This is a genomic window from Pseudoalteromonas sp. SG45-1 (assembly GCF_014164135.1).
In the GTDB taxonomy this organism is placed as follows: domain Bacteria; phylum Pseudomonadota; class Gammaproteobacteria; order Enterobacterales; family Alteromonadaceae; genus Pseudoalteromonas; species Pseudoalteromonas distincta.
Genome location: NZ_JACJEP010000009.1, coordinates 1 through 14,455, shown reverse-complemented (window position 1 = coordinate 14,455; position 14,455 = coordinate 1). Strand labels below are relative to the sequence as shown.

The 14,455-nt window shown below is 40.2% G+C and carries 11 protein-coding genes; 2 read left to right on the top strand and 9 right to left on the bottom strand.

Annotated elements, in window-relative coordinates:
* Positions 1–55: 55 nt before the first annotated feature.
* From H5117_RS09685 to fabR, 8 genes are all read right to left on the bottom strand, one after another.
* On the bottom strand, positions 56–4,726 hold the full coding sequence (locus tag H5117_RS09685; RefSeq protein ID WP_182737493.1) for an OmpA family protein: 4,671 nt from the start codon (positions 4,724–4,726) through the stop codon (positions 56–58).
* Positions 4,723–5,844, bottom strand: coding sequence for a hypothetical protein (locus H5117_RS09680; RefSeq protein ID WP_259400406.1), 1,122 nt, complete (start codon positions 5,842–5,844; stop codon positions 4,723–4,725). The genes H5117_RS09685 and H5117_RS09680 overlap by 4 nt, the downstream gene beginning before the upstream one ends.
* Positions 5,844–6,152 (bottom strand): hypothetical protein, encoded by a 309-nt coding sequence (locus H5117_RS09675; RefSeq protein WP_182737491.1) that lies wholly within the window; start codon positions 6,150–6,152, stop codon positions 5,844–5,846. The genes H5117_RS09680 and H5117_RS09675 overlap by 1 nt, the downstream gene beginning before the upstream one ends.
* Positions 6,152–7,240: a hypothetical protein gene (locus H5117_RS09670; protein ID WP_182737489.1), complete on the bottom strand. Its 1,089-nt coding sequence runs from the start codon at positions 7,238–7,240 to the stop codon at positions 6,152–6,154. Before H5117_RS09670 ends, H5117_RS09675 begins: the two co-directional genes overlap by 1 nt.
* Before the next feature lie 73 nt (positions 7,241–7,313).
* Positions 7,314–7,700: a hypothetical protein gene (locus H5117_RS09665; protein ID WP_182737487.1), complete on the bottom strand. Its 387-nt coding sequence runs from the start codon at positions 7,698–7,700 to the stop codon at positions 7,314–7,316.
* 1 nt (position 7,701) lies between these two features.
* Positions 7,702–8,358, bottom strand: a complete 657-nt coding sequence (locus H5117_RS09660) for a peptidoglycan-binding protein (RefSeq protein WP_182737484.1) — start codon at positions 8,356–8,358, stop codon at positions 7,702–7,704.
* Positions 8,359–8,367: 9 nt separating this feature from the next.
* Positions 8,368–9,555: a hypothetical protein gene (locus tag H5117_RS09655; protein WP_259404318.1), complete on the bottom strand. Its 1,188-nt coding sequence runs from the start codon at positions 9,553–9,555 to the stop codon at positions 8,368–8,370.
* Between the two features lie 129 nt (positions 9,556–9,684).
* Positions 9,685–10,308 carry an HTH-type transcriptional repressor FabR gene (gene fabR / locus H5117_RS09650; RefSeq protein ID WP_007582233.1) on the bottom strand — a complete coding sequence of 208 codons (624 nt, stop codon included), beginning with the start codon at positions 10,306–10,308 and terminating at the stop codon, positions 9,685–9,687.
* A gap of 126 nt (positions 10,309–10,434) precedes the next feature.
* Between fabR and H5117_RS09645 the strand changes: the two genes are divergently transcribed.
* The gene (locus tag H5117_RS09645) at positions 10,435–11,568 is read left to right on the top strand and encodes a fatty acid desaturase (protein WP_182737470.1); all 1,134 of its coding nucleotides are present in this window, start codon (positions 10,435–10,437) and stop codon (positions 11,566–11,568) included.
* A gap of 13 nt (positions 11,569–11,581) precedes the next feature.
* A complete protein-coding gene (gene sthA, locus H5117_RS09640; protein ID WP_007378904.1) occupies positions 11,582–13,012 on the top strand; it encodes a Si-specific NAD(P)(+) transhydrogenase in 1,431 nt (476 codons plus the stop codon).
* Between the two features lie 95 nt (positions 13,013–13,107).
* Here the strand turns inward: sthA and hemE are convergent, their stop codons facing one another.
* Positions 13,108–14,172 carry a uroporphyrinogen decarboxylase gene (gene hemE / locus H5117_RS09635; protein ID WP_154903731.1) on the bottom strand — a complete coding sequence of 355 codons (1,065 nt, stop codon included), beginning with the start codon at positions 14,170–14,172 and terminating at the stop codon, positions 13,108–13,110.
* Between the last annotated feature and the right edge of the window lie 283 nt (positions 14,173–14,455).

Genomic DNA, 14,455 nt, shown 5'->3' with positions numbered 1-14,455 from the left:
TTTAAAAAACTCAATAAAAAAGCCCAAATTAATGGGCTTTTTTTGTATATTGTGGCTAATCACTTATTTTACGTACATTGATTGCCTCTATACGCGCTTCATCTAAGCTGTTTGAATGTGTTTCAAACCACTCTTTAACTTCATCAACAGTCATGTCATTGGAGCTATAAAAGTCTTTTTGATAATCACTCAAGTGGGGCTCGAGTTTGTTATAGCGTTTACTCTTCATGGCTTTAGACCATGGCACGTTGCTGGTTACCGATTTCGGTAACTCCACCTCTAGACCAAAGCCATGGCTGTATGTATCGTCTAAAAACAAACCATCAACAGTACTAAAGTCGGCAACGCTTATTCCTGAATTACCAGCCGTTCTAAATTCTTTAAAACATAGTTTAGGTGATTCATCAACAGAGCCATTAGCGTTTATATCCACGTTACCAAAAGGGCGAATACCTTTTACGGTATTGCCTTTAGGGGTTTTATAATCCAGTTTAAAGCGTGCGACATACAAATGTTTTTTCTCAGTTTGGCCTTGCTTGTCTAACTCAGCTTTTTTGTTATGCCAATTAAACAACGAGAGTACCTCTGGAGAATCGTCTTTTAAAAATGAGATAAAATCGCGAAGTTGAAATTGCTCTTTAACTTTACGTCGTCTTGTTAGTTTATAGTGATTATCACGTATTTTGCCTCTGTTAAAACCACCTGTTAAAGAACGCTCAATTTCACCAATATTAATTAAATTACTGGGGTAAGTAGGCCCTTGCAACTCACTGTCTTTGAGCCAACTTGACGAAATACCCGCCATACTTAAAGAGCATGGAATAGTATTAGGGTTTAGGTTAATTAAATCTTTGCTGTAATTACTTTCAAGTAACTTATCGGCGGTTACCACGACAAACACTTCTATTTCGGTATCCCAATTATATTTTTTAATTTTAAGGCTATTACCGTGGCGAGTGATGGTAAGGTTGTTTTTTATTGCACTTGCCAAAAGTTCACTCTTATACAGCTCTTCATTAATAGTTTTTTTGTAAGGTCCCTCTAAATACTCATTGTTTAAATTCGCTAATGAGATAAATGGCGCGCCTTCGCCCCCAATTCTAATTGCCATAGTAACGGTTTTCTCACCATCAAATAACTCAGGGTAGGCAAAGCTTGAATCATAGCTCGTTAGGTAGTCTTTAATTAACAGCGAGCTGTGTTTTTCTTTATCAACACTCACTAAAAAGTCGTCTTCAATAAAACTAAATACCCCATCAAACTCAACAGGGCCTTGTGCAGGTGTTTGTTTAAGCGGTAAATCTTCACTCTTAGTGCCAGCCACTTGGCACGTGATTCTATAGCGCATATTATTTAGGCGACCAGAGTCAGCATAGTCATCTGCGTTATTAATCCCGGGTAATAAAAAAGCTCCTTGGTGTGCGGTTGGCTTTATACCTAAATACGTTTTAGGCCCAAGTTGATAAAATGGCTGAAATACACACCCAACCATGCCTATATAACGCGATTCATCAAAACCATCTTGATTTATAAACAGCTCATCTTTGGTCAACGCACGTGCAAGCTCTGAATACTTAATGCTGGTCACATCCCAACCATCTATACGCTCCACTTCAAATGTGAGTGGTGCTATATGGGCCATTTTTTCATCAAACACCACCAGCACTCTAACCGGCGTAAATGGGGTAATTGACTCATCCCCTAAATCACTCATTAAATGCCATTTTTTTGTATTAACATCTTGGTAATACATCACACTACAATGATAGTTTGCCTCACCGTATTGCATCATTAAGGGGTCAAAAGTATCAATAAAGTTGTCAAGCTCATTAGTGCCTAAAGTATGAATCGGAAAATACTTTTGATACTGTGTTTGTAAGTAACCTTGCAATGAAGACACTGGCGCTTTAGACATCATATAAAACCCAAGCGCAGGGCTAACCATGCCTATCAAACTTGATGTTGCTCTTTTATCATCCATTACTTGTACGTGGTTTTCGTATAACGTTTTACGATTACTTGCGGCGGTTAATTTAAAGTCTTGGTTTACACCGTAGGTTAATTGATATTCCTGCTCAGCGGCACCAGTGCTTTTCATGTTATTAACGTTTTCAACTAAGTTAACCCAAAACGTATCCATTTTTATTACAGCGTTATCTATTAGTGGATATGCCCACTCATCGCCGAGTAAAAAGTTTTCAATATAGGCCTGAATCTCTAATTTTTTTGCATTGTTGATATAATCTTCTTTGGTACTTGCATACACTTGCGCTCTTAGCAGTAAACCAACCAACCCCGCGATGGCTTCGGCTCGCACTCTGTATTGCGCCGCCCATAAGGTGCTATTAGCAATGGTGTGGTTACTGTTCATTTCTGTTACTAAATCACGCATTAATGCTTGATTAGCGCTGCTTCGTTCGCTTTGCTGTTTTTGCCTGTCATCAACCGCTAAATATTGTTTGCATATATTATCTGTCATTACTTCATCAGCTAAGGCAGCAACGCCACGAGTAACAACAGGCGCTGCGCCTACCACCGCTTTAGCAAGCCCAATTGAACGTGCTACAAGTGCGGTATGAGGTATTACACTTAATACCGCAAGCGCAGTGTCAAGCGCGGCCATTAATGCTTTGTCGCCCTCTTTTGAGCGTGCGATTTTTTTCTCAACACTTAAGTTACGGTAACGTTCTAAATTATTTAGCCCCTCACGAGAGGCACTTACAGCAAGGCTACTTACAATATAAGCCTTAAGGCTTACCCGCCGGTTAATTTTGCGTTGGCTTTCTGAGTCGTTGTCAACCACGTTCTCAAGCATGCCGTACCCGTATATCCGCATGCGAGATTCAACTTGATTAGAATCCATACCGCGGCTAATCATCTGCTCAGCCAAAATAGTTTTAACAGCCTCAGCGCGCCTTAAAGACAGTTTTTTATTATATTCAACGCCGCCGATATCACAGGTATACCCTGAAATATCAACCATTGCATTAGGGTTTGCGAGCAGCCCTTCAACAATAATTTGGCTACGCGATATTATTTCATTTTGGTACTGCTCACTCACAACATCACTATCAAGTTCAAACTGGCTCTGAATAACTACATCGTGGCTTACTTCGCGCTCGCTTAAACGGGCAAAATAATCATCAGCTACTCTTTTATAATGATTAACACTGGTGTTTAAAGTGTTTTTCGCCTTACCAAAGTACGATATGGTCGCCTCACTAAACGCGCTAATACTTACAGCTAAATCAACGGTATTGATAGACTTATCCAATACGTTAAGTACGCTCGCAGGAATACCTAACTTACTACCGAAGGTATTATTGAATTGCCGTTCCTGATTATCAGTTAAACCACCGTTAGCTAAACTAAAAGGCAAGAATCTTTCCCTTAATGCATCGCTTGCTGTCACGCCACTGGGGTTAGTTAATGCCCCCCTCATTTTAGCCCAGGCATCAACACCGCTATCAAGTGCAAAGGTAGCATCAAGCATTGCCGATACTGCAGGGTCTTGGTTAGTTTGAAAGTGGGTATGCAAGGTTTTAGCAACTAACTTGGCAAATTTCCCTCGGTTATCATGGTGTACGCCATCGGCATCAACATATTGCTGCATGTCGGCAACTAAAAAGCCCGCAGCAAGGCTGGCACGGGTTTTAGTTAATTCCCAGTTTGTACAGTAATCTAAAAAGCCACTGGCAATGGCCGTGGGTTTGCTATTCGGCATTTTGGCATCGGGCGAGCCATATTCAGGCAAGCCTTTTTTTGGCTCATTAGGGTCAAAAGCCTCAGGGGCAGAGGCCGTGTTTTTTGCAAAGTTAATTAAGTGAGTGTAATAACTCGGAAACTGCTTAATCAGTGACTCTTCAACTGAAATTGGGTCGCAGTTAATAATATCAAACTCACCAGCCTCGTTTTGAATATCAAAATGCAACATTTCGCTGAGTTCGTAATAAGGGGTGCCACTGTCATCATAGCTAAGAGCGTTATGACTCCAACGGTGACCTTGTTGACCTAAAGCGTCATCATTCAATTTAATTCGTATTTTGTATAAGCCCGCACTCAGCTTTTGATCATTATTATTTATAACCGCACTATAAACTTTACTTTCTTCCCTCTTGGCTTTTGCTATATCAAAAAAACCTTCAATGGCTCTTTCAGTACCTTTTATTATTACAACATTACCAACGCCAGCTGCCAACGGAATAGAGCGATTTACACTGAGCAACAGCGCCCGTGTTTTGGGTATAACATAACCATAAATATGGCTTACCTTGCTTTTAATAATGTGCTCGTTATACCAATCGCTGTAGGTTTTATCTTTACTATTAATATCAGGGCGCTTTAAATCTGCAACTGCAATTTCTTTGTAGCTAAGAGTATTGGTTTTACCCCTATAGCTTTCTAGTTGAGTTTTAAACGTATCAAACCACTTATCACCTTGGCTTGCCGCTAACAAGCTTATCGCATCAACCGGCGGCACAATAATAGGTCGGGTTTTATGGGCATGAAACGGGTTTCGTGTTGTCAACTGCTTGTCATCAACAGTTTCTAACACCGCACCTTCATCACTACTTAATAGTATTGGTGCGGCTTCATCGCTATCAGCCACCACCACACGGTTAAACAGCGGGGTGAGCTTGCTGATTGGCTCGCCTCTATTAACATAGCCCGTGAGTAAATACGCTTTAGGAAAACTAGATTGCCCTGTATTCAATAGCTCTGTCATTGTTCATCCTTGATATTAAACACGTCATAAATAAATATTCCGGTCATGCCCCAAATATTACTTTCTTTAATCGGTATCTCTTTTGTTTGCCGGGTCACTAAATCTAACTCAATAAAGTAATAATTATTAAACGCCCAACCATTCCCAAGAAGCTCAGTAGACTTTCTTTTAGATTTTGTTAACACTTTATTTTTTTTATCTGAGAAAAAGTAAGTATCTGCTTTTCTTGGTGATATAATGCGCTTATTGGGGTCCGATAAGTTAATCCAGTAATTTTGCGCCGCCCCAAGCCCTTCTGATAAAAAATAAATATAATCGCCGAAGGGGGATACTTCTAAATACTTCATAGTAAAATGGTTATTAAAACCTAAATCGACCTTCTCTATCACGTCGCCATTAAAATCATGTAACCAGTATTTATTTTTTTTATCGGCTAAAAAAGTTTTACCATCTGGCAATAAAAACAAGCCATTAGAGTAAATAATTGGCCGCTCAGTAAGTGTTTTAGTGGGTACATGGTAGTTATAATGCTTACCACTGGCGTAAAAAATCACATTTTCACTGTCTTTAGTCCAATTAAAATGAGCATAACCATGGCCTTTACTCATAAAAATAAACTGTTGGGTTTTGGTATCCCACAGCTCGCGGGTAAAGCCGTGCTCTGTTGTATCCATAGATAAAGCAATGTAGCGGTTATCTGGCGAGCGCACCGGTTTATGTAGCCCAACCATCCATTTATCTTCAAATGCAGTTTCGGGAATAATGCGGCGCCTATCAGAGAGATCCATGCGCGCAGAAAATAATGTAGTTTGCCCCGTCCACTCTATGTTGGTTTTAAATAAAATCCGCGGAGTTGAAAACGTTTCTTTATCGCCATACACCTCATTGCGCACCTCTTTAGGCCATTCAGGGTGGTATGTATGACGATACGCCAATTTATCTTTACTAAATCGGCTGGGTTGCTCTTCAACAACTTGTTTAGCAGGTGGATTAGGCTCCTCACCACAGCCTGCTAATAGCAGCGTAGCGACACTTAGTAACATTATGACTGCACGGCGTGAAAATGACTTAGTTAACAGCGGCGTTATTGGTGATTTTTTTACTGAAATTAATGACATCAATAGTCCTTGATTGTACGGTGTAAATTGGCCGTAGAAGCAGCATTGCTGAGCTTAAGAAGCTTAAGATAAATAGTTTTATGAGTATGAAACGGTGTACGTGTTGTCAACTGCTTGTCATCAACAGCCTCAAGCACCGCACCTTCATCACTGCTTAATATTATTGGTGCAGCTCCATCACTATCAGCCACCACCACACGGTTAAACAACGGGGTGAGCTTACTGATTGGCTCGCCTTCATTCACATAACCCGTGAGTAAATATACTTTAGGGAAGCTACATATCCCTGTATTCAATTGCTCTTTCATTATTCATCCTTGATATTAAACACGTCAAAAATATATATAGTTCCCATACCCCATATATTACTTTCTTTAAGTCGCATTTCTCGTGTTTGCTGAGTATTTAAATCAAACTCAACCAATAATTCATCTTGATAATATTGACCATTACCCATAAGTTCCCTTGATTCTATTAACCAAAATGTTATTGCTTTATTTTTTTTATCCGAGAAAATATACGAGCTTATACTTCGTGATGTTATACGTTTACTGGGGTCTGATAAATTAATAAAGTAATGTGTACTCCCTGATTTAAAATAAATATAATCGCCGAAAGGGGATACTTCTAAACCCTGCATAGTAGAATGGTTATTAATACCTAAATCGACCTTCTCCAACACGTCGCCATTAAAATCATGCAACCAATACTCATTTTTTTTATATGCTAAAAAGGTTTTGCCATCTGGCAATAAATATAAGCCATTGGAGTTAATAATTGGCCGTTCTCTGAGCTTTTTAGTGGGTACATGGTAATTATAATGCTTACCACTGGCGTAAAAAAGCACGTTTTCACTGTCGTTAGTCCAGTTAAAATGGGCATAACCATGGCCTTTACCCATAAAAATAAACTGTTGGGTTTTAGTATCCCACAGCTCGCGGGTAAAGCCGTGCTCTGTTGTATCCATCAACATTGCGATATATCGATTATCAGGAGAGCGCTCAGGTTTAAAGCCGTCGATCATTTTCTTACCCGAAAATGCACTTTCTGGAATGATCCGGCGCCTATCAGAGCCATCCATACGTGCAGAAAATAATGTAGTTTGCCCTATCCACTCTATCTCAGCACTAAATAAAATACGCGGGGTTGAAAATGTTTCTTTATCGCCATACACCTCATTACGCACCTCTTTTGGCCACTCCGGATGGTATGTATGGCGATACGCTATTTTATCTTTACTAAAGTTAGATTCACCGCCACACGCAGTTAAAAACAGCGTAGTAATACTTAGTAATATCATGGCGCTGCTACGCACGCTTTTACTAAACGCCTTTATATTCGTTATGCTGTGTAAAAGCGGTTTAAATCGGGCTATGTTTTCTGAGATTAATGACATGGGTAATCCTAGTATATATGGTGTAAATTTATTAATGGATTTATATTATAAACCTTTGTTATTTATAACAAATTCATTCATCATCTATATTAATGCTTGGCATTAGTTCTGCTTGCGGTGTTTGACCACTCAACTGCGTATAAGGCACTCGTTCGAAAATATAAAAAGGCTCAGCCCCATCATCTGGATCTTGTATTAAATTAAAAGTACCTTCTGTGGGGATTTTTTTAAACGTGAGCCGAACCCAATCTGTATCTACAATACGTCGATCACCGACAGGGCATTCTTGGCGCCAACAGCTTTCAACATGTTCCAAAATAATTTTTTCATTAAGCGGGTTTATTGGTTTAGCCGATGATTTAGTTAAATTTAACTGGTATGCAAAGGTGATTTTTGGCTCTGTAATATACTTTTTATTTATATTATTTATCTGCATGGGCGAACACTGTGAAACACTCATATTAGCTCCCAAATACTTGCTGTAATTTTGCTTTGGTTTTCTTCCCTGCAATTCCATCTACTTCAAGGTCGTGCTCGTATTGAAAATCCCTCACCCCGGCTTTAGTTTTTGCGCCGTTAACGCCATCTACCTTACCGCAGTCAAAGCCCAATAAGTTACAACGCGCTTGTACACCCGAAAGTGTGTCAATGGGGTCTAAATGACCAACTTGTGCGGTAAAACTTTCACTTGGTGAGCTTTGATCTTCCTTGAGGTATAAATCAACCTGCCCAGTGAGTGAATCATTTTCGTTTAACTCAACTTCTATTAAACCATTGCTTGGTAATACAGTGTCTATTGTTTGGCTACCAATAGTAATTACGATGCGCTTACCCGTAATATCGTCGCCATCTTCATGAATAATTTGCAGGCGAAAATATTCTTTTTCGTTTTGTACAACAAAGCTATTAATGCTGTTGGTACGCAGCGGTATAAACTTTTCTTTTTTTGGCGGAATGGTAATTTTATCGCCCGGGTAAATTAAGTTTGGGTCTGGGCGAAGGGCTTTAAACTCTGCATTACTTGGGTGGTTGTAAAGCGCTTTAGATGTTTGGTAGCCGTATTGCTTAGCTATGCGCAATAGCGTTTCACCTTGGGCTACGGTGTGTTGTTGGGTCATTGTATATCCTTAAACTTTACCTACAGACCAATCTTCGCTGTCGAGTTCAAAAAAGCTGACTTTAGCGTTTTCAAAGTCGGGGCCTGATACGTTGGCATAACCGTTTTGATCTAGCTGCCCGGTAATAATGTGGCCGTTGCGTAGGCGTATTTTGTAGCCCATGTTAGCTTGTGGCTCGCCAGCCTCGTCGAGTAGTTCTATTTCGTAAGCTAAAGTGGGTTGTTCAACAGTAAATGTGGTGGTGTCGGTTGCGCCACTGGCCGTTACCGTAACATTATAAATACCCGGTTTTACCTCAGCGTAGTGCTGCCAAAACGAGACTTCGTCGGGGCGTTTTTTTTCTAGTTGTAGCGTTGTTTGACCACTTGTTGGCCCTTGCCACTGAATAACTACACTGCGACTGTTACTGCATGAGCCTTCTATATTAAGTTTCCAACCATTGGGGACTGTTAAGCTTGTGCCTGCTTTAGCAGGTTTGCGCTCGCTATAACCTAGGTTGTAATCGTAAATTAAGTTGGCATTTTTATAGCCGGTATATTGCTGGGCGAGTTGCTCTACGGTTTCGGCGGCGCTAAGTACGTGGGTTGTAAAATTTTGCCTAACAGTGTGAGACGCTTTTAATAGCATTGTGCTGTTTAGCTCTGGCTTATAAATACGTACAGCGGGCGCATGCTGTTGTATAGGTTGCGCTGCTTTTTTAGGTTTTTGGTTATAACTTTGCTGATTTATAAATTGCGGACTATTTTGCGCAGCTGATTGGCTGTTTATAAATGCAGAAGTGCTTGGCGTCATTACTGTGTTAATTATAAAAGTATTGTTTTGCAACGCTGTTTGCGATGATGTAATTGAACCATTATTAACCGCGCCCGAGTACTTTGTTGGTGCTTGAGTTTGTTTTGGGTAAACAGCCAAACGTGTATTAGCTTGTTTAAAAACTGAGTACGGTACTTTTTTCCACTCTTTGTCTTTAGCCCAATACTGGCACCGAGTGTCGTCGCGTAATCGCGCAGCTTGGTGTTTATCTAGCGCACCAAATAAGTTGTCTTGAAGTTGCCTTTGCAACACTTTAGGAAGTTTGCAAAGCTGAGCACGACTTAAATAAGAGAATGTAACCACAGGCTCTGAATTTTCAGGCTCATTATGTGGTTGTTCAAATAGTGGGGGGTAATTTAAGTTCACCGGATCCTTGGTGAGCATTTGCATCCTCGCTTTCTCTTAATAAGAGACTTATTTATTATTTAGTTACGGCTAAAAGGTACGCCGTTATTATAGTGCGTTAATATAAAGAAATAGGCACAAAAAATCTACAATGAATTTTTAAATTTGCTAACTTTGTTCAGTGTTTTCTCTTACGTAATGTCCGGCTCCACGAGTAATATAACGCAGCTGCCAAATAACGCGCTCAATCAATTCGTCGCGTTGCAATCCTTCTATATCGAGCGCTTCTGCACCCGCATTAAATACGAGCGTTACCATAGATTCCGCCTGAATATAGGCATGCATAGCGTTGCACTTAGTTTCGCTTTCTAGATAGTGAGCCAACTCTAAAATAAAATGCTTTACCTCGCGGGCTACAGCGGCTCTAAATGCTTTAGAAGTCCCAGAGCGTTCTCGCAGCAACAACCTAAATTGGTTACTTGAGTTATCAATAAACTCCATAAAAGTAACCACTGAGGTATTTATAACACTGCCGCCATCGTTTGCTATTCGTCTGCGAGCTTGACGCATTAGTTGGCGAAGGGTTAAACCGGCTTCGTCTACCATGGTTAAACCTAGCTCATCCATGTCTTTAAAATGACGATAAAAAGACGTTGGGGCAATACCGGCTTCTCGTGCTACTTCGCGTAAACTTAAATTCGAAAAACTATGATCAGCACTCAGCTGATTAAATGCCGCTTGAATTAACGCCTGTCGTGTTTTTTGTTTCTGTTGCGCTCTAACACCCGACATCAACAGCTCCCTGAATTATTTTATATGAATATTTAGTGATATTAGCTCAATTGTACAGTCTAATACTTGACGACAAGAGTTTGAAATACTATTTTAGCTTACAGTTGTACGCTGAGATTGAGAATTATGAATAAACCACCGATTATTTGGACAAACGTCCTATTTTTTAGCCTAACCTTTTTGGCGGCTGCCACACTTGTACCTTGGTACGCCATTAGCTACGGATTTACCAGCGCGCATTGGATTGCTTTTGTAGCCTGCATGTTTTATGCGGGCTTATCAATTACTGCCGGCTACCATCGATTATGGGCACATAAAACCTATAACGCACACCCTGCAGTTGAATTTATTTTTGCGCTTGGCGGTGCTTTTGCGCTGCAAAACAGTGCATTGCATTGGAGTAGCGATCACCGTATACATCACGGTCAAGTTGACGACCCAATAAAAGACCCTTACGCGGCGACCAATGGTTTTTGGTATAGCCATATCGGATGGATGTTACGTGACTACCAAGGCGATAGCTACGGTGATTATAGTAATTGTCGTGATTTACAGCGCAATAAAATAGTTATGTGGCAACATAAGCACTACTTAAAACTAGCTATTGCTATGAACGTAGGCTTGCCTCTAGCACTTGGTTTATTGGTTGGTGATGTGTGGGGGATGTTAATTCTTGCTGGTTTACTACGCTTAGTAATGAGTCAACACTTTACCTTTTTTATAAACTCAGTTGCACATATTTGGGGCTCTCGACCATACACCGAAAAAAATACGGCACGTGATAACGGCTTTTTAGCGTTATTTACATACGGTGAGGGGTACCATAACTTCCACCATATTTTTGCAAGCGACTACCGTAACGGTATTAAATGGTTTCATTACGACCCAACAAAATGGATGATCCGCTCTTTAGCAGCTGTAGGTTTAGCCAATAAATTAAAGCGTACTCCTGTTGAACGTATCGAAAAAGCGAAGGCCGAAACGCTCATGAGCAAAACGCAAACGCGCCTTGCAAAATTGCCTTTAGCACAAGATAAGATTACATTATTACAACAAGAGTACGATTTACTGCTGAAAAAACTGCAAAATTATTGTTCACTGCAAAAACAAGTGTTAGAAGTTAAAAAAAATAACATGGCAAAGCAGTGTGAACGCTCAGCATTAATGGCACAATACCATGAGTTGGAAGCCGCCTGGGAAAATCAAAAACAGGCATGGCTAGCACTTAATGCGAGGTTATTAAAAGCCTCTTTTAATTAATTTAGGAGTGGCTGTGGCCAAACAACCAGAACAAAAAAAAGTACCCGTGACATACCAATATGATGCAATAATTATTGGCACGGGTCCTGGCGGTGAAGGTACCGCCATGAACCTTTCAAAAAACGATAAAAAAGTAGCGGTTATTGAACGCCAAGAATCAGTTGGTGGCGGTTGTGTACATTGGGGAACAATTCCTTCAAAAGCGCTTCGCCACTCTGTTAGCCGCTATATTGAATACAAAGCAAATCCGTTATTTAATGTTGGTGAGCGCCCTAGCCGCTTAACATTTCCTGATATTTTACGTCACGCAAGTTCTGTTATTTCTAAGCAATCTAATTTACGTAGTAGCTTTTACGATCGTAACCGCATTCATATGTTTCAAGGTGATGCGAGCTTTGTAGATAAGCACACAATTGAAGTAAAACGAAATGATGGTTCAACTGAGCGACTGACTGCTAAAACGATTGTTATTGCAACGGGTTCACGCCCTTATCGCCCACCAGAGGTAGATTTTACGCATTCTCGTATTTACGAAAGTGACACAATACTTGGCCTTGAGCATGACCCTCATCGTGTACTGATTTATGGTGCAGGTGTAATTGGTTGTGAGTACGCGTCAATATTTAAAGGTTTAGGCGCTAAAGTTGATTTGGTTAATACACGCGATCGACTACTTGCTTTTATGGATGCAGAAATATCTGACGCACTTAGCTATCACTTTTGGAATAGCGGTATTGTTATTCGCCATAACGAAGAGTTTGACCGAATTGAGACGCGTGACGACTGCGTTATAATGCATCTAAAATCAGGTAAACGCGTAAAAGCTGACTGTATTTTATTTGCTAATGGTCGTACTGGTAACACTGATACACTAAATCTTGAAGCCATTGGCTTAAAAGCCGATAGCCGTGGCCAATTAAAAGTTAACGAAACATACCAAACAGAAATTGATAACGTTTACGCTGTAGGTGATGTAATAGGCTACCCAAGCCTTGCAAGTGCTGCGTTTGACCAAGGTCGTATAGCTGCTGATGCAATTGCATGTGGTAACTGCGATGACAGGCTGATTGTTGATATTCCGGCTGGTATTTATACCATCCCAGAAATGAGCTCAGTAGGTAAAACCGAGCAAGAGCTTACAGCCGCTAAAGTACCGTATGAAGTAGGCCGTGCTCAGTTTAAGCATTTGGCTCGCGCGCAAATTGCTGGTACTGAAGTAGGTAGTTTAAAAATATTATTCCACACCGAAACCAAAGAAGTACTTGGCGTACATTGTTTTGGCGAACGTGCCTCTGAAATTGTTCACATTGGCCAAGCTATTATGGAACAAAAAAATGGTGGCAATAATATCGACTACTTTGTAAATACCACATTTAACTACCCAACCATGGCTGAAGCCTACCGTGTTGCGGCATTAAATGGCTTAAATCGCTTATTTAAATAAGTAGTTTTAAAAGCCTTTATAAATAGGTAACAAAAAACCCGCAACTTAGCGGGTTTTTTACTTTTAAACAGTTTTAAAGCTTGTTTAAGTGACTATTACTTATGGTACTTAGCACTTAGCTCATGTACTGCATTAATGAATACGCCAGCATTTTCAGGGTCTACATCTGGTGTAATACCGTGGCCTAAGTTAAACACGTGGCCATTGCCTGTACCAAAGTCTTCTAAAATAGTGCCTACTTCTTGGCGAATACGCTCTGGTGTACCGTGTAACATAGATGGGTCCATATTACCTTGTAGAGCTACTTTATCACCCACACGGCGCTTAGCGTCGCTAATATTAATAGTCCAATCAAGACCGATTGCATCACAGCCTGTTGCTGCAATAGCTTCAATCCATTGACCACCATTTTTAGTGAACAAAGTAACCGGTACTTTACGACCGTCGTACTCACGAATTAAGCCATCTACAATTTTATGCATGTATTGTAATGAAAATTCGTTGTAATCGCGCGGGCTTAATACACCGCCCCATGAGTCAAATACCATTAGCGATTGCGCGCCAGCTTTAATTTGAGCATTTAAGTAATCAATAACTGAATCAGCTAACTTATCGAGTAATAAATGAAGTGTTTGCGGCTCTGCAAACGCCATTTTTTTGATTTTACCAAATACTTTGCTGCTACCGCCTTCAACCATATAAGTTGCTAGCGTCCAAGGTGAACCAGAAAAACCAATAAGCGGTACTTCGCCTTTAAGCTCACGACGAATAGTGCTTACTGCGTTCATTACGTAGCCAAGCTCGTCTGTAGGGTCTAACTTTGGAATTTTTTTAACATCAGAAAGAGATGAAATAGGACGTTCGAACTTAGGGCCTTCGCCAGTTTCAAAGTAAAGACCTAAACCCATCGCATCTGGAATCGTTAAAATATCACTAAATAATATAGCGGCATCTAACGGGTAGCGACGTAGTGGCTGCAGTGTTACTTCACATGCAAGCTCAGCATTACGGCACAGGCTCATAAAATCGCCCGCTTGTGCACGTGTAGCGCGATACTCTGGTAAATAGCGTCCTGCTTGGCGCATCATCCATACCGGAGTTACATCAACAGGTTGTTTTGCAAGTGCACGTAAATAACGGTCGTTTTTTAATTCGCTCATGGCGTAAATGATCCTAAGACTTGTATAAATTGTGCAAGATTGTACCACCATATTCTCCGACCCTCTATTGCTTAGGGACGAAAACAGCTTTACCTAGAGGTAGATCAATAGAATAGAGTTTTTTAATCCATTTTGACTATAAAATAAACAAAAATAAATAACATTTAAAACTTTTTATTAATATGTTTGCAACATTACAAAAACCTTGTTATTGTTTGTCCCGCGTTAACAAAAACAATAATAAAAATCTTAAAACAATAAAAATAACTGTTTTAAAATAATA